The organism is Streptomyces sp. NBC_00328, from assembly GCF_036139655.1.
Taxonomy (GTDB): Bacteria; Actinomycetota; Actinomycetes; order Streptomycetales; family Streptomycetaceae; genus Streptomyces.
The window spans coordinates 9,520,966-9,536,972 of sequence record NZ_CP108013.1 but is presented as its reverse complement, the minus strand read 5'-3'; the positions used below and the strand labels follow the sequence as shown (position 1 = coordinate 9,536,972).

The following is a 16,007-nucleotide window of genomic DNA, read 5'->3' as shown; positions in this document are numbered from 1 at the left end:
GACCCCGACGTGCCGCCGAGACGCCGCCGACGTGCCGCTGCCTCCGCCGCTGCGATGCCGTCAGGGCTGCGGGGTCCGGAGCGCCTGTGCGAGGTGGCGGCGTGAGGTGATGCCGAGCTTGGCGTAGATGTTCGACAAGTGGTACTCGACGGTCTTGTGGGTGACGTAGAGCTCCGTCGCGGCCTCCTGGTTCGTCTTTCCGCCGGCGATGAGGTGGGCGACCGACAACTCCCGCTCGGTCAGAGCGAGTACGTGCTGCCGGGCGTGGGCGGGAGCGGTGAGTCCCATGGCGGCGAGGTCCGTCTCGCAGCGCCGCAGGAACGGTTCTGCCCGCAGGGCGTCGAATCGGTCGTGGGCCGACTTGAACCACCGTGCGGCCTCCCGCCGGGAGCCGGTCCTGGTCGCCACCAGGAGCCTGCCGTAACCGTGTTCCAGCATCGCGCGGAACAGCGGGGCGTCCTCGCCGGCGTCACCGGCCCCGCCGGTCTCGACGGGGCTCCCGGCGGCGTCGGGTCCCTCGGTGCCGTCCGTCTTCCCGCCCAGAGCCTGGGCGTAGATCGCCAGCGCCTCACGCGGCCGCCCCTGGGCTTCAGCGAGTTGGCCGCTGAGCCGGGCTCCCACGACCCGCAGATATCCACTGCCGTCGTAACCGCGCCAGAAGTCGTCGAGGGCCCAGGCGGCGGCCGCCAACCGTCCCGTCCCGGTGAGCGCTTCGACCAGCAGGGACTGCTGCCACAACCACAGGGGCTTGAACCGCAGGCGTACCCGATCACTCTCGGCCCCGGCCTCGGCTCCGGTCACCGGCTCGACCAGCGGAGCCAACGACCTCACCATGGCGGCGTGGTCACCCCGGGCCTGCGCCAGCACCGCCCCCGCCAGTCCGGCGTACACACGCTCCGCCGGTGGATCTCCCAGCATCCGGTTGATCCGCTCCAGGGCCTCGACGGACTCCTGGGCCGCCTCCCAGTGCCCGCGCCCCGCCTGTACGCACACGGCCGCGAACCACGTGGCCGCGTCGCCGAGGACGTGGTCGTGGGCCGCGGCGATCGCGAGCGCCCGGTCCGCCGCGCTCTCACTGGCACTCCAGTCACCCGCGAGGTACTCCACCACCGCCAGCAGCGACGACGACAGATGGCTGAGCTTGGACCCCGCGCCCAGCCGGTCGCGGTGCGCCACGGTGACCAGATCGGCCCGCGCCGCGGCCAGCCGGCCCAGGAACAGGTGCATGACACCACGGGTGGCCAGCGTCGCGAGCTGGTCGTTCGACGCCTCGGCGGCCTCGACGGGAAGGTGCGCCAGGTCCAGCAGCGCCGCACCGGGCCCCTGGTCCCACATCCGGCCCGTGGCCAGCACCGCGCGGATGAAATCGGACGTGCCCGCGTCGAGGTCACCGATCGCCAGCGTCTTGCCCGCGATGTCGGCCGTCCGCGCGCCCCGGCACTGCCGGATCGTGATGACGGTCAGAAACGTACCGGCCAGGAGCGCCACCCAGCTCGCGTCCGGATCGGCGAGCGCCTCCTGCCAGGCCTCGGTCAACCGAGCCTCGGCCACGGCCAGCCGGCCCTCCAGGAGGTCCATGACCCCCAGCACACAACTGCGCAGCGTTCCCTCCGCGCACTCCTCCACCTGCGTCCTCAACCGCACGGCGGCCCACGGCTGCAAGGTCAGCAGCCACTGCGCACAGGCCGTGAGCAGACGCCGCTCCCGTTCCAGGCGGTCGTCGGACAACGACGATGCCCACAGCAACCGGGTGGCGGCCAGGGCGTTGCGGCCGGCGAGGGCCTCGGCGTTCGCCGAACGCTCCAGGTCGGCCGCCAGAGCAGGGTCATCGGACGTGGCCGCGGCCACACGATGAGCCCAGGCCGCCCCCGAACCCACCACCTCGGCCGCGGCGGTGTGCAGCGCGCGCCGTCGCTCGGGACCGATCCCCGCGTAGACCGCGTCCCGCTGCAACCCGTGCACCAAGGCCACCGGCCCCACGGAATCCGCCGGCCACCACCGCACCAGACCCGCCGCCAGCGCCGGTTCGAGCGCCCGCACGGCGTCGTCCACCCCGGCCACCCGCGCCACACCCACCAGGGGGAACTTGCCGTCCAGCACCGCCAGCGCCTCCACCAGGGCCACCGAATCGGCGGGAAGGCGCCCCAGTGCGGCCCCGATCCCCGCCCGCAGCGACTGGTGGACCGGCCACCGCCGTACCGACTCGTCGCCCAGCACCTGAAGCGGTACCTCCGCCAGGACCGTGCGGACGTAGAGGGGATGGCCCTTCGTGTAGCCGTGCAGCCGTGTCACCAGCTCCGGTGTCACACGCACCGCCAACAGGCGCCGGGCCAACTGGTCGACCTCGTCCTGTCCGAGTCCGCCGACCTCGACCCGCGCCGCCCGGTCGACGGACCGCACCAGCCGTTCCAGCGCCTCCACGCTCTGCTCGCTGTCCGTACGGGTCGCCATCAGCACCAGCACCCGGTCGGCCCAGAGCCGGCGCACCACGAATCCCAGCACCTGCGAGGACAGCGGATCGGCCCAGTGCGCGTCGTCGACGACGACCGCGACCCCGCCCCCGGACTCCTGCAGCGCACCCAGCAGCAGCAACAACTGCCCGCCCAGGGCGTGGGGCGACACCCCCGCCGCGTCCGGCCGCGCCAGCAGCGGGAACCGGGCCGCCAGATCCCTGTCCACCCGCCTCGCCAGCTGGCTCAGCACACCACCGGGCAGATCGGTCTCCGAGGGATCGCCCACCGCCCACAGCACCGTGAAGTCCTCCAGCGAGGAGACCACCCGGCGTATCAGAGCGCTCTTGCCGATCCCCGCCTCACCCTCGACGACCGCCAGCCACGCCTCACCGCCGCGCACCTTGTCCACACACGCCGCGAGCCGCTCGGACTCGGACCGCCGCCCGACGAAAACCTCACGTTCATCGTTCGCGCTCGCGTCGGACGCACTGCCGGCCACGCTCATGCCTTGGTCTCCCAGAGAGGTCGGATCGGTGCGTGCGCCGCAGGTGCGAGCGAGATCATCTTATCGTCGACGCCATTGTCGGGGCGGGGAGTTGAGGAGTGATCCCACCGGTCGGACGCGTGCTCGTCCAGAGCTGAGCTTGCTGTTCAACCACCGGCGTTTGGCGGGGTCACGGCAACGGTGACCTGGGCGGTCCAGGACCCGGGTTCCCGGGGCGGATCCCAGGTCACGTCGACGCGTACTTCGTGGAAGTCGTGTGCGAGTCCCACCACCACGGCCACCGCGGCGGCCCGTGCCTTGGCTGGGCCGGCGTTGACCGGAACGTCGGCGAGGCGCCCGCAGAGCATCCCGCCTTCCAGGGTGAGGACACTGTGACGCCGGCCTTCCGGCGTCGCGAGCAGGACGATGCCCTTCGGCATACCGAAGGGCGGTCGTCTCTTCGTCTCCCGCTTTCGCCTCGCCATGGAGCCATCCAACCTCGTCGGGTTCCTGGCGGTTCAGGCGGGCGGGGCTCCTGATGAGTCGGTGATCCTTCTCGTCGGCAATGGCTCTACCGGTAAAGGCCGGTGCTCGCGCTGACCGGCCGTCACTCGGCAGCCGAGTTCTCCTTCCGCCACCTCCACCGCCAGAGCTCGTCGGCCCGGTGGTCGTGCTCGAATCCGTCACCGAGAGGCCCCACCCGCTCGATCGCCTCGGCAGTGCGCGGGTCGTCGCGCAGGGCGAGACCGTAGGCGGCTTCCAGACGCACGAGTTGGCTGTCCTCGCCGAGCAGCCCGGCCAGGACGTCGGCGACTGCGGACGTACGGTCCCGGGAGCCGGCCAGTGCCGCCACGGCCGCACCCCGTGAATCGGCATCCGGCTCCTCGGTCAGCAGGAGCAGCGCTCGGGTGATCTCCGAGAGGAGGTCGTCGTCTCGCATGCTCGCCGTACACGCCCTGAGCCGCACCTCGGCGTCCGGGTCGCGCATGAGGGTGAGCAGGGCGGCCCTGGCCGCCGGGGTGCGGGGAACGTCGTCCGCAGAGAGGGCGTAGGGCACTTCGCGGCGTACGCGCGGGTCGGGATGGTCGCAGTAGCGCAGGCCGATGGCTTCCTGGCCCGGATGGTCGCGGCCGGTGAAGGCGTCGAGCACCTTCGCGAGCATCTCGCCGTCCGTTTCCTCGGCCGCCCATGCGGCCAGGAGTTCGCTCTCCTTCTTCTCGTAGTAGGGGCTGGTGTCGAGCAACCCCCGCATCCGAAGGTAATCCACCACGAACCGGCGATGCGCCGGGTCACGGTCGTGACGATGGGCCACCACGGCCGACCAGGTCTCAAGGCTGCGGCGCTGGGTGAGGATCCAGCAGACCGTCGACCAGTTCACATGGTCCTCGTCATGCCGGCCGACAGCACGGGCGATCAGTTCGTCGACGGGGGTCAGGATGCGGAAGGCCCACTCCAGCGACGTCAGGATGGCCCCGTGGCCAGCTCGTACGTTCAGGCCGCCGAGTGAGACCAGATCGACCCAGTCGTACTCGCCGTCCTGAACGCGGACCGTCGTGGCCGGACCCGGCGCGCCCGTCCTGCGCCGCAGTTCCTCGACCGCGCCCGTCTCGTACCAGTCCCGGGCCAAGGCGAGCAGCCGTTCACGGGCGGCTTCCGAAAGTCGCAGCCGGGGCTCCTTGCCCAGCACCGCCGAGAAAACCGCCGGAGAGCCACTGTCGACGGCGCGCCACAGCGGCGTGGTCCCGTCTGGCAACACCCGGTCAGCATCCGCACCGCCCTCCATCAACGCCTCGGCCACCGGCGCGTCGCTAGCCGCCACGGCCCCGCACAGCACCGGCAGTTCGCCCACGTCGACCGCGTCCGGATCCGCGCCCCTGTCCAACAGATCCCGCACCGCCTCAGCGTCCCCCGCCCGAACCGCCGACCTCAGCCGACCGTCGAATTCCGTCTCGCCCACGCTTCCGTCCCCCATTCCGAATCACATCACCAGCCCGCCGAGGAGAGCCCGCGAGGCGGGCGGCGTACTGTGGCGGGAGCGACGATCAGGTGCCGGATGCGGTCCTGGTCCGTCGACCCGGCCCGCCAGCCCGGCACCGGCACCGGCACCGGCAGCAGATCCTTCACCAGAGCCCACTCGGTATCGCTCATGTCCGAGCCGTACCGGGGCCGACGATCCGGCCGGTCGGCCGCGTTAGCGAACCTGTGGGCGAGACAGTCACACCCACGAGTGGACGAACTGGACTCGGCAACCGCGCCCACGCGACACTTCGACAACAGGGCCTCTTGCTTCTCGCTGGACTCGACATCCGCGAGCTACCAAGAGGCCCTTCTTCCATGCCCGCACACAGAACAACTCACCCGAATCAGGGCCCTGTTCGAACCCTGCCGATCACACGGCCGGATAGAGAACAGCCAATCAGACGTAGCCCGGTCCCTGTAACGCTCTGGCAGGGACCGGGTTTCCTGTTTGTACGCCCGCTTCCACACCCCAAGAGATACGGTGGCCGGCGCAGAACGGACGGTCCCAGGCACGGTCGTCGTCCAGCTGCTCCCCCACAATGTCCTGCACCAGCCCTCCGCAGGGCACTGCGCCATGGCCTCATGTGGGACCCTTCACACCCGCTGGGTGAGGCTTGCTACGCCTCGGCGTGAACGATGGTGTCAGACCCTTCCGCGGCAACAACGCGGATCCCTTCCTCTTCATCGCAGAGCAGTGACGCGTGGCGCACACGCATCTCCCATTCCGGCGGCCAGCAGGTCGTGTCGTCCCAGAGGATTCCGTCCAGCAGCAGCCCTTCCAGCTGGGCGTTCGTGAGATCCGCGCCGACGAAGTCGTTGCTGGCCTGCTCAACTTCGGCGACAGCCTTCGCCAGAGCAGTCGCCTCTTCGCAGCCGCGTGCCAGATCGTCCATCAGGTCCTGGGCGATTGCGTTGACCCCGAACAGGTATGAGCGGCCAGCGGTTTCAAGCGCCTCGATGGTTGGGGCGAGTTCTTCGTCCAACAGTTCCCGGATGCTGTGGAGTTCACCGCTGAGCCGTTCGGCAGGGCTGGCAAGTGTTTCCTCCACAGCGCCGAGGTAGTCCGGGCGGTCAGGAAACTGCAGGCGCCGGTTCGACTCCGGCAGTTGAGAGATGCCTTCGAGATGGCCCCGCAGGTTGTCCAGCACGGTGTCCACGTGGCCCATCGGTTGTGCGGTGTCACTCAGAAGGTCACACAAGTCCTGGACGATGCGGACTGCGGCCCGCATGGCCTCGGCCAGGTCACGAGGCCAGTAGAGGCGCACCAGCCGCAACGCTTCCTCACGGTGCTTGACGCGAATGGCGGCGGGGCGGTGCGACAAGGCTCCCCGCTCGGTCAGATGGGCTTGGAGCGCGGTGTTGCGCTGGGCCAGGGCGTCGCAGACGTCCCTGGAGAGGCGGCGGTTGACGCTGGTCCCCAGAGTGCGGTGCGTCGCTGCCAGGAGGCGGTCCAAGACGAGATCCGGAGAGCGCAGTTCGGGCGGCCCCCCGAGAGCATTGAGACGGTCGTTCACGGCGACGCCGAGATCGTCGTGGACTGCTGTCAGCAAGGCTTCGAGGTCGTCGGTGTGGCGACGGTCGGCCCCGTCAGTACCGCGGGACTCGTTGCCGGTCATGCCTTCCCCCTCTCGTTGACGAAACGTCCTTCCAGGTGCAGGCCCTGCTTCAGGGCCGCTCGAGCGCGCGCAAGGTTTTGGCGGACGGCTGCCTGCGTGGTGCCCATGGCGCGCGCACTCTCCGCCGTGGTGAAGCCGTCCAGGTGCCAGGCCATCGCGGCGCGCTGCTTGGCCGGCAACTGCAGCAGTAAGGAGATCACTCGGCGTTGTTCTTCTCCGAGTTCGGCGGCGTGGGTCGGGGTGTCCCAACGCAGGCTCGTCTGCGGTTCCGGCAGATCCGCGCAGGTTTCTTCAAGTTTCACCTGCTGGCTCACCCAGGACCGCCAGGCGACGGTACGCAGCCAGGCACGGGGGTAGCTGATGGAGACGCCGGGGGCGCACATCTGGGTGAAGGCATCCTGGGCTGCGTCCTGGGCTTCGGTCCAGGACGCCCCGTGCAGGAGCAAGAAGCGGACGAGTGCCGGGTACTGCTCGTCATGCAGTACGCCGGCGAGATGGATGCCTGGTTGCGGGTCCGCAGTCCTCTCGAGGGGCTCGGCCAGATGGAGGTCAGTGCTGAGGGCGTCCTCCACGGTCATCACCCCCGGCACAGCCGTGTGGAACCGCGCCGGAACAGCGGTGAGCGGGGTGGGAAGCCAGAGCGGCCGATGAGGTCAGGCAGCGAAGCCGGTCAGTGTGCGCGGCCTCCGCGATGAGCGTCCTCTCCACGGACGCCTTCACCCTCCCCTGAGCGATCCCCACTATGCCCTTGACGACACTGACTGCCACGGTTACCACCGCTCCCACTATCACAGGCTCCATGCCGCACTCTTCCCTTTGCCAACGAGCACCCGGTTCTGCCGCGTGCACCACAACAGTGCTGATTTCTGGGCCAGTTGTGACATCCGGCTGGTCACGCGGGTGGAGCGCAGCATCGAGGGCTCCCCGACGCGTCACGCGTCCCGTACGAACGGCCCCGTACTCCCCGTTCCGGCCCGACCTCGATATAGCCCTGGCGGGTTGAGCTACCTGCTGTTGCCGGCGCCGCCCGAAGGCGCCTCCCAGGGTCGGTAGGCGCGCATGTCAGCACGCAGCCCGGGCGGTGCCCGCGGTCTCGGTCAGCCTCCCCGGTGCATTGTGAGCGCCGGCGATGAACGGCTCCGTGACCGCCGTCGTCCCAGTCCGTCGCAGCCGCACCCGCTTGTTGGGCCGCACCGGGAAGGGAGTGCCGCTCCTCACTCGTGCTCTGTCGGTATCGGCCGGACCGACGCGGGGCATGGCTGGAGTGCGGCTGTGTCCCGGTAGGAGCGGGTGCAGCGGGTGGCGGCGTCGAAGGTGAGGCCGAACCTGGTGGTCAGGGCGGTGTGGTGGGTGAGGAAGAGGTGAGGGTTGGCAGGGTGCGGCCAGCGGTGGCTGCGGTCGGCAAGGCAGGCGGCCAGGCGTAGGCGTACCGGTTCGGCCAGGCGGATGGTGCGGCCGGGCAGGGACAGCCGGCCGTCGTCGAGGCGGCGGGCGTCGTCCAGGGGCGGACGGCGGATCTCGCCGGGCGCAGGGCGTGGAAGGCAAGCAGGGCGGTGATCGCTGCGCGGTCGTGGACGGTCGGAGTACGCGTCAGCTGACCCGAAGACCGACCGCCAGCGTCAGTTCAAGAACCCGGTGTGGCGATGCGAGATCCGGGAACAGCTCCCGCAGCTGCGACATCCGGTACCGGACTGTCTGGGGATGGACGAACAACGCCGCCGCCACCTCGTCCCGCCTGCCCTGGTGCAGCAGCCACGCCCGCAGCGTCTCCTCCAGCCGCTGTGCGGTCGAGGCAGGCAAGGTCCGCAACGGTGCCAGGGCTCGGGCACGCAGGTCTGCGAACGCGTCCATGTCGGCGCTCAGCACCAGCTCGGGCAGGTGGTCCTCGGTGTCGCGAATATCAGAGGAGAGGGAACGCGCGCGTACGGCTCGTGCGTACGAGTCGGACGCACGAGTCCATGGCCGGGCCGGGCCGACCACGGCGGTGCGGTCGGTCAGCTGCCGCAAGAGACGTGATCGGTCGGCATCGGGGACGAGCAGCACACCGGTGGCGTCCGGCAGATCGTCGAGGACGAGGGTGCTCGGGTCGAGCGCGCGGTAGGCGGGCCGGGCCTGGGCGGCGGGCAGCAGGACCGCGGTCAGCGAAACCGGAGGCTGCCACCCGGCCCGTTGAACAGAGGCCAGCAGCACGTCCTGGCTCGCGCCGGCGAGGAGGTCGCGGGCCAGGTGTTCCAGGTGGCGCTCGTGGTCCCTGCCCCGGGCGGCCAGTTCGTCGGCGTGGCCCGCGGCGCTCGCGGCGGAGAGCTCGTCGATGTAGGCGAAGGTCAGCTCGGCGAACTTGGCGACCTCGGCGGCGGGCAGACCTGCGGGTACGGCACCCGCTGCCAGGCATCGCCAGGCCACGCGGGCGCCGACGCGGTAGGCGCTGAGCAGGGCGTCCATCGAACGGCCGTCGCGCACCTCGCCGCGGCCCAGCTCGTAGGCCGCGTCACCGGCGTCGCCGCCTGTGGCGTTCCCGCTCGCGCGGTCCAGGTAGTGCCCCAGGGCGGTGCGGACGGCTCGGCGGATGGTGGCGCCCATGTGACCCGAAAGGGCGTTGGCGTAGGGAGGGACCTCGTCGATGATCGCCTGGACGACCTCGTCGGCGGTGCTCTTCAGCGCGGCCCGAAGGGCGGTGACCGTCGTCTCATCCAGGGCCAGTTCGCTGGCCCTCCGGATTGCATGGCTCACGTTTCTATTCCCTGCGAACAATTCAGCCGACCAGATTTACGTCCTGCGGTCAGGACTTTACGCCTTGAGGCGCAGCAAGCTGGAGTCATGACGAGTACAGCCCTTCGCAGCAGGGCGTGGAAACTGCTGGAGATGGTCACGACGCCGCTGCTGCCGTCGGACTACCTCGACCTGGTCAGCCCGCTGCGTGCGGGCGCCGACCTGCGGGGGCGCATCGAGGCCGTGCACCCCGAGACGAGTGACGCCGCGACCATCGTGATCAAGCCGGGGCGGGGCTGGCGCGGCCACACGGCCGGTCAGTACGTGCGGATCGGGGTCGACGTCGACGGGGTGCGCCTGTGGCGCGCCTACTCCCTCACCTCGCCGACAGACCGCCAGGACGGCCGCGTCACGATCACCGTGAAGGCGATCCCGGACGGCAAGGTCAGCAACCACCTGGTCCGCAGGGCGAAACCGGGCACGCTGATCCAGCTCGACCAGCCGACCGGTGACTTCGTGCTGCCGCAGGCCAAGCCCGCCAAGGTGCTCTACCTGACGGCCGGCAGCGGCATCACGCCCGTGATGGGCATGCTGCGCGACACCGAGTTCGACGACGTCGTCATGGTCCACTGCGCGCCGCAGCCGCAAGACGTGATCTTCCGCAACGAACTGCACGACCTGGTCGCGGACAAGAAACTGCGGCTCACCGAGGTGCACACCGACACGGACGGCATGCTCGACATCGCCCGCCTCGACGAACTCGTGCCCGACTGGGCCGAGCGCGAGACCTGGGCCTGCGGGCCCGCGGGCCTGCTCGACGCCGCCGAAGAGCACTGGGCCGAGCACGGCGTCCAAGAGCGCCTGCACACCGAACGCTTCCGCCCCGGCATCGTCGTCGCCGGCGACGGCGGCGAGGTCACGTTCAGCGCCACCGGCAAGACCGTCGACGCGGACGGCGCCACGCCGTTGCTGGACATCGGCGAGGAGGCCGGCGTGCTCATGCCCTCCGGGTGCCGCATGGGCATCTGCTTCGGCTGCGTCACGCCGCTCAAGGCGGGCGCCGTCCGCGACCTGCGCACCGGCGAGATCACCGAGGCCGAGCCGGGCGTCCTCATCCAGACCTGCGTGTCCGCCGCGGCGGGCCCCTGCGACATCGAACGGTAGGAGCACCTTGACCGCCATCGACCCCACCGCCCACCTGACCGCGGAGCAGATCGAGGAGCTGGGCCGCGAGCTGGACGCGATCCGCGACGAGGTGATCGCCGGCCGCGGCGAGAAGGACGCCGCCTACATCCGCAAGGTCATCTCGGCGCAGCGCAAGCTCGAGCTGGTCAGCAGGGGCGTGCTGCTGTTCTCGATCTTCCCGCCCGCGTGGCTGCTCGGCACCGCCGGGCTGTCCGTGGCGAAGATCATGGACAACATGGAGATCGGCCACAACATCCTGCACGGCCAGTGGGACTGGATGCGGGACCCGAAGATCCACTCCACCACCTGGGAGTGGGATCACGTCTCGCCGTCCGAGCAGTGGAAGCACTCGCACAACGAGCTGCACCACACGTACACCAACGTGATCGGCAAGGACAACGACCTCGGCTACGGCATCATGCGCGTCGACGAGGACCAGAGGTGGCACCCGTTCCACCTCGGCCAGCCGCTGTGGAACTTCATCAACGCCTGCTTCTTCGAGTACGGCATCGCAGCGTACGACCTGGAGCTCGGCAAGAACCTGCACAAGCGCCGCCGCAAGAACCCGGAGTTCCGCGCGCGGGCCAAGGCCGTGGGCCGCAAGATCCGCAAGCAGGTGCTCAAGGACTACGTGATCCACCCGCTGCTGTCGGGCCCGTCGTTCCTCCCCACGCTCGCCGCCACGTTCACCGCGAACCTGGTCCGCAACGTCTGGACCCACTCGGTGATCATGTGCGGGCACTTCCCCGAGGGCGTACAGGTCTTCGAGCGCCGGTCGATCAGGGGCGAGACGCGCGGCCAGTGGTACCTGCGCCAGATGATGGGCTCGGCGAACATCAGCGGCAGCAAGGCCATGCACTTCATGACCGGCAACCTGTCGCACCAGATCGAGCACCACCTGTTCCCGGACCTGCCGAGCAACCGGTACGCCGAGGTCGCGGTGAAGGTGCGCGCGCTGTTCGAGAAGTACGAGCTGGAGTACATCACCGGCCCGCTGCCCAAGCAGGTGTTCTCCGCGTGGCACAAGGTCTTCCGGCTCTCGCTGCCGAACAAGAAGCCCAAGGTCAAAACGCCGGACCGCGAGCAGGAGCTCGTCGCCGCCTGATTCCCGGTATCGGTTCAGATCTCTCGGCCGTACCGGCGGCACCGCCGGGTCCGGTGAGATCCGTTGCGGACGGTGGGCGGCCGCGACGCCAGACCGTACGACACGGGATCCGGGGCAGTCGGTGCTCCGCGACGTCGGCACCACCACCGTGCACCCCTCGGCCGGTGTCCGCTCGCCCGCTGACCCGGATGAGTGGAATACCAGGTGGCCCTGCTCACGAGAACGGGTTCTGACTCGGGTTCTGTGGAGGGGTCACGGTGAGTGGGCGAGCCGCTGCCGCATCGGATGCGCTCGGAGCCGGGGTGAGGTGAGCTCCAGGGCCCGGTTGTCCTGTCCGGAAGCCATGCGGTCGAGCCATCGTTCCTACCAGGCCAGAAAGTCCGGGGCGGAGAAGACGTACGGGCCCCAGAAGCCGTCTGCGTTGCCTGGAGCCGCTGTTCATGGCCGACAGCGGTCACGGATACGTCAGGAACCCGCGCGGGTGCCGTCATTGAGGGCCGCGCGGTGTGGCGGGACCGCTCCTGCCCCAGGAGCCGGACTCGACGCAGCGGCATCGCCCACCCCGCCGAGGTCGCTCAGACGTACTCCGTCGCCGCGTCCAGCAACCAGTCCGCCAGATAGCCTGCGAAGGACGAACGGACCAGTACCCAGAACCCGGCCCTGGGTTCGTCCCGGGCGACCAGGACGACCTGCGTGCGGCCCAGGGTCGTCTGGGCGCAACGGCCGGAGCCGAAGGCCCTCGGATGCAGATCCAGCGCACAGCCGTGCGCCAGCAGATCGCGGGCGCGGGGACCTGCCACGAGGATCGTGGTGCGCTGGGCGGAGACGTCGGTGACGGAGACGGGCTCGTCTCCCGCTGCCTCCCGGATCCGGTGCTCCAGGTCCCGTTCGCTGCCGGTCGGGCCGGTCACCAGCCATTCGTCCGGACCGAGCCACAGCACGGTCGGTTCCCCGGCGCGTACGACGGTGTTGGGTTCGAGGGGCAGTTGCAGGCCCAGTGCGAGCCCGACGGCGTCCGCCGCCGCTCCCTTGGCGTCGAGGCGCAGGTTGATCTGGGCCAGGAACGGCAGTTCGGCCAGCCGGATCGCGCCTCCCGACGTGCGGGTCACGGCGGCCAGGCGGTCCGCGGCCTGCGACAAGGGGCTGCGGAGCGGGGCGGTCAGGGCGGTGTCAGCCATCGCGGCGGGCTCCCTCGGGGTCGTAGAGGACGGGGCTTGCGACGGTCACCGGGACCAGCCGGTCACCGACGGGGGCGTACAGCCGCTCGCCGATGCGGTCACGGCCGCCCTTGATCAGGGCGAGCGCGAAGGTCCGGCCGAGGGCGGCACTGCGGTAGCTGGAGGTGACGTGGCCGAGCATCGGGACGGGCGGTGCGGGCAGCTCGCTGTCGGCGACCAGGTGAGTGCCCTCGGGGAGGAAGACGGCCGGGTCCACAGGGAGCAGGCCGACGAGGTGCTTCCTGTCGGGGCGGACGGTGTCGGCGCGGGCGTAGGAGCGCTTGCCGATGAAGTCGGGCTTCTTCTTCGACACCGCCCAGCTCATGCCCAGGTCCTGCGGGGTGACCGTGCCGTCGGTGTCCTGACCGATGATCGGGTAGCCCTTCTCGGCACGCAGGACGTGCATGGTCTCGGTGCCGTACGGGGTGATGCCGTGCGGGGAACCGGCCTCGTGCAGTGCCTGCCACAGGGTGAGTGCTTCCCAGGGTGACACGTTGATCTCGTAGGCGAGTTCGCCGGAGAAACTGATCCGGCACACCCTGGCCCCGATGCCCGCGACGGTGGTCTCCCGCCATGCCATGAACGGGAAGTCGTCGTTGGCCACGGCCAGTTGGGGTGCCAGCGCGCCGAGGACGTCGCGGGAGCGGGGGCCGACGAGGGCGACAGTGGCCCACTGTTCGGTCACGGATGTGCAGTGGACCTTCAGTTCGGGCCACTCGGTCTGCAGCCACTCCTCCATCCAGTCCAGTACGACGGCCGCGTTTCCGGTCGTGGTGGTGACCAGGAAGCGGTCCTGGGTGAGGCGGATGACGGTGCCGTCGTCGAAGACCATGCCGTCCGGGCGGCACATCACGCCGTAGCGGATCATGCCGACCTTCAGGGTGCTCATCATGTTGGTGTAGAGCAGGTCGAGGAAGACGCCCGCGTCCGGGCCCTGTACGTCGATCTTGCCGAGGGTGGAGGCGTCCATGAAGGCCACGCCGTCGCGGGCGGCGGCGCACTCGCGCAGGACCGCGGCTTCCCTGTCCTCGCCGTCCTGCGGGTAGTACCAGGGGCGCTTCCACTGGCCGACGTTCTCGAAGAGGGCGCCGTGCGCGACATGCCACTCGTGGATGGCGGTCGTGCGGACCGGGTCGCTCAGGACGCCGCGGTCACGGCCGGCGAGCGCCGCGAAGGAGACCGGCGTGTACGGCGGCCGGAACGTGGTCGTGCCGAGCGCGGAGATGTCCACACCGAGCAGCTCGGCGACGACGCCGCCGGCCAGGAACCCGGAGGTCTTGCCCTGGTCGTTGGCGGTGCCCGCCGTCGTGTAGCGCTTGGTGTGCTCGACCGAGCGCAGACCGGCGCCGGCCGCCCGGGCCAGGTCGTCGACGGCGACGTCGCGTTGGAGGTCGACGAAGCGGGGCGAGCCCGGAGCACCGGGGACGACGTACACGTGCATCGCCGGCGTCTGCCGCGGCCGTGCGGCCACCGCCGGCAGGCTGGGCGCCTGCGGGGTGTAGCCCTCGGCCTCGATCGCGCGGGCACCGGCGGCGGCGCCCTGGGCCAGGACCTCGGCCGGATCCAGGGCACCGCTCGCGCTGCCCGCGACCTCGACCGCCTGCCGGCAGGTGTCCGGCACGAAGAAGCCCAGTGCCTCGTCGTACCGCAGCTTGCCGCCCGACTGGCTGAACAGGTGGGCCACCGGGTTCCAGCCGCCGGAGACCAGCAGCAGGTCGGCAGTGAACTCCCGCTGTCCTTCGGACTCTCCGTACGGGGCGACGGTCACCGCGGTCAGCCGCGCGTCGCCCTTCGTGCCGGTGACGGCGTGCCCGGCCATCACCTCGATACCCGCGTGCCGAGCGCGCTGCGCCCACTCTCCCGGTGCGGGGCGGGTGTCGACGATCGCCGCGATGTCCACGCCCGCGGCGGTGAGGTCCAGCGCTGCGTCGTAGGCACTGTCGTTGGTGGTGAGGACGACTGCACGGCGGCCGGGCAGCACACCGTGACGGTTGACGTAGGTGCGGGCCGAGGCGGCGAGCATCACACCGGGGCGGTCGTTGTCCGCGAACGCCAGCGAGCGCTCGTGGGCGCCGGTGGCCAGGACGACGCGACGCGCCCGGATGCGCCAGACGCGCTCGCGGGAGACGTGCTCGGGGGCGTCGGCCCCGAGGTGGTTGGTACGGCGTTCGACGGCGAGGAGATGGTTGTCGTCGTAGTAGCCGAAGACGGTGGTACGGCGCAGGATTCGCACCTCGGGGGCGTTGTCGAGCTGCCCGGTGACATCCGCCACCCAGTCGAGGTGTTCGGCCGTGCCCAGAAAGCTGCCGCCCGGCTCCGGTTGGTCGTCGGCGAGGATGACACGGGCTCCGCTGCGGACGGCGGCCGCCGCCGCAGCAAGGCCGGCCGGTCCCGCGCCGACGATCAGCAGGTCGCAGTGGGCGTGTACGGCGTCGTAGCGGGCGGGGTCCGGTTCGCCGGCGAGGCGGCCCTGGCCGGAAAGGCTGCTCGCGACCAGGCCGTCGTAGAGCTCGACGGTGGTCGCGGGGAGCATCGGCTCGGGGAAGGGCGCCTGGATCTGGACGACCGCGTTGGGCTCCTCCACACCGGCCGAGAAGATGCCGCGGGGGCGGCCGAGTCTGATGCTGGTTCCGGCCTCGATGACGCCGTTGGCGAGGAGGGCGGAGGCGAGGGTGTCGCCTCGGACGCCCTGGTACTCGGTGCCGTCGAAGGTGAAGGTGAGGGGGGTGTCTCGGTGGATGCGGCCGCGGGTGGGGTGACGGAACGGCTGGCCTGGGGCGGAGCCGCTGATGGAGGCAGCACCGCCACCGCTCCCGCCCGTCCCGTCCTGAAGGGGCTCCGTCCCCTGGACCGCCGTCGGCGGTGAAGGGGTCTTGTCCTCGGACTCCACCAGAGGTGGTGCCCCCGGACAGGCTGAGCGCACCGGGCGGGGCCCGGGCGCCGCCGGGCGTTCCTCACCCGCCAGGTACACCGCCAGGATCTCGTTCGTGGCCGTGTCCCGTACCGCGTTGAACCATTTGCGGCAGCCCGCCGCGTGACTCCAGCGCTCGGCGAACGGGCCCTTCGGGTTGTCGCGGAAGAACAGATAGCGGGCCCACTCCTCGTCGGTGAGGGCCGAGGGGTCCTCGGGGTAGGGCACGTGGGCCTGGCCGCCGTAGTGGAACTCGGCCTCGTCGCGGGGCCCGCACCACGGGCAGGGGATGAGCAGCATGGTCGGGC

General features: G+C 70.5%; 11 protein-coding genes and 1 pseudogene. 2 read left to right on the top strand and 10 right to left on the bottom strand.

The features are described 5' to 3' along the window. Positions 1 to 60: 60 nt before the first annotated feature. From OG485_RS41995 to OG485_RS41965, 7 genes are all read right to left on the bottom strand, one after another. On the bottom strand, positions 61 to 2,958 hold the full coding sequence (locus OG485_RS41995) for a helix-turn-helix transcriptional regulator (RefSeq protein WP_328674105.1): 2,898 nt from the start codon (positions 2,956 to 2,958) through the stop codon (positions 61 to 63). 146 nt (positions 2,959 to 3,104) lie between these two features. After that, positions 3,105 to 3,422, bottom strand: coding sequence for a hypothetical protein (locus OG485_RS41990; protein WP_328674104.1), 318 nt, complete (start codon positions 3,420 to 3,422; stop codon positions 3,105 to 3,107). 122 nt (positions 3,423 to 3,544) lie between these two features. Next, on the bottom strand, positions 3,545 to 4,909 hold the full coding sequence (locus tag OG485_RS41985; RefSeq protein ID WP_328674103.1) for a hypothetical protein: 1,365 nt from the start codon (positions 4,907 to 4,909) through the stop codon (positions 3,545 to 3,547). 11 nt (positions 4,910 to 4,920) lie between these two features. Next, the gene (locus OG485_RS41980) at positions 4,921 to 5,085 is read right to left on the bottom strand and encodes a hypothetical protein (RefSeq protein ID WP_328674102.1); all 165 of its coding nucleotides are present in this window, start codon (positions 5,083 to 5,085) and stop codon (positions 4,921 to 4,923) included. 488 nt (positions 5,086 to 5,573) lie between these two features. Further along, positions 5,574 to 6,572 (bottom strand): hypothetical protein, encoded by a 999-nt coding sequence (locus OG485_RS41975; RefSeq protein WP_328674101.1) that lies wholly within the window; start codon positions 6,570 to 6,572, stop codon positions 5,574 to 5,576. Further along, positions 6,569 to 7,150 (bottom strand): RNA polymerase sigma factor, encoded by a 582-nt coding sequence (locus OG485_RS41970; RefSeq protein WP_328674100.1) that lies wholly within the window; start codon positions 7,148 to 7,150, stop codon positions 6,569 to 6,571. Before OG485_RS41970 ends, OG485_RS41975 begins: the two co-directional genes overlap by 4 nt. 1,012 nt (positions 7,151 to 8,162) lie before the next feature. Then, positions 8,163 to 9,302: a PucR family transcriptional regulator gene (locus tag OG485_RS41965; RefSeq protein ID WP_328674099.1), complete on the bottom strand. Its 1,140-nt coding sequence runs from the start codon at positions 9,300 to 9,302 to the stop codon at positions 8,163 to 8,165. Between the two features lie 87 nt (positions 9,303 to 9,389). Between OG485_RS41965 and OG485_RS41960 the strand changes: the two genes are divergently transcribed. Together OG485_RS41960 and OG485_RS41955 are read left to right on the top strand one after the other, a co-directional pair. After that, complete coding sequence (locus OG485_RS41960) at positions 9,390 to 10,445, top strand: ferredoxin reductase (RefSeq protein WP_328674098.1); 1,056 nt, start codon at positions 9,390 to 9,392, stop codon at positions 10,443 to 10,445. A gap of 7 nt (positions 10,446 to 10,452) precedes the next feature. Then, the gene (locus OG485_RS41955) at positions 10,453 to 11,571 is read left to right on the top strand and encodes a fatty acid desaturase family protein (RefSeq protein WP_328674097.1); all 1,119 of its coding nucleotides are present in this window, start codon (positions 10,453 to 10,455) and stop codon (positions 11,569 to 11,571) included. A 252-nt stretch (positions 11,572 to 11,823) separates the two neighbouring features. Here OG485_RS41955 and OG485_RS41950 read toward each other — a convergent pair. From OG485_RS41950 to OG485_RS41940, 3 genes and pseudogenes are all read right to left on the bottom strand, one after another. Continuing rightward, positions 11,824 to 11,997: pseudogene (locus OG485_RS41950) on the bottom strand (SMI1/KNR4 family protein); the annotation flags it as partial. Between the two features lie 149 nt (positions 11,998 to 12,146). Continuing rightward, positions 12,147 to 12,749: a sarcosine oxidase subunit gamma gene (locus OG485_RS41945; protein ID WP_328674096.1), complete on the bottom strand. Its 603-nt coding sequence runs from the start codon at positions 12,747 to 12,749 to the stop codon at positions 12,147 to 12,149. Then, on the bottom strand, positions 12,742 to 15,999 hold the full coding sequence (locus OG485_RS41940; protein WP_328674095.1) for a sarcosine oxidase subunit delta family protein: 3,258 nt from the start codon (positions 15,997 to 15,999) through the stop codon (positions 12,742 to 12,744). The genes OG485_RS41945 and OG485_RS41940 overlap by 8 nt, the downstream gene beginning before the upstream one ends. Positions 16,000 to 16,007: the final 8 nt, after the last annotated feature.

Coding starts and splice junctions, on each gene's coding strand:
- OG485_RS41995 (WP_328674105.1), bottom strand. CDS start 2,958: ATGAGCGTGGCCGGCAGTGCGTCCGACGCGAGCGCGAACGATGAACGT.
- OG485_RS41990 (WP_328674104.1), bottom strand. CDS start 3,422: ATGGCGAGGCGAAAGCGGGAGACGAAGAGACGACCGCCCTTCGGTATG.
- OG485_RS41985 (WP_328674103.1), bottom strand. CDS start 4,909: ATGGGGGACGGAAGCGTGGGCGAGACGGAATTCGACGGTCGGCTGAGG.
- OG485_RS41980 (WP_328674102.1), bottom strand. CDS start 5,085: ATGAGCGATACCGAGTGGGCTCTGGTGAAGGATCTGCTGCCGGTGCCG.
- OG485_RS41975 (WP_328674101.1), bottom strand. CDS start 6,572: ATGACCGGCAACGAGTCCCGCGGTACTGACGGGGCCGACCGTCGCCAC.
- OG485_RS41970 (WP_328674100.1), bottom strand. CDS start 7,150: ATGACCGTGGAGGACGCCCTCAGCACTGACCTCCATCTGGCCGAGCCC.
- OG485_RS41960 (WP_328674098.1), top strand. CDS start 9,390: ATGACGAGTACAGCCCTTCGCAGCAGGGCGTGGAAACTGCTGGAGATG.
- OG485_RS41945 (WP_328674096.1), bottom strand. CDS start 12,749: ATGGCTGACACCGCCCTGACCGCCCCGCTCCGCAGCCCCTTGTCGCAG.
- OG485_RS41940 (WP_328674095.1), bottom strand. CDS start 15,999: ATGCTGCTCATCCCCTGCCCGTGGTGCGGGCCCCGCGACGAGGCCGAG.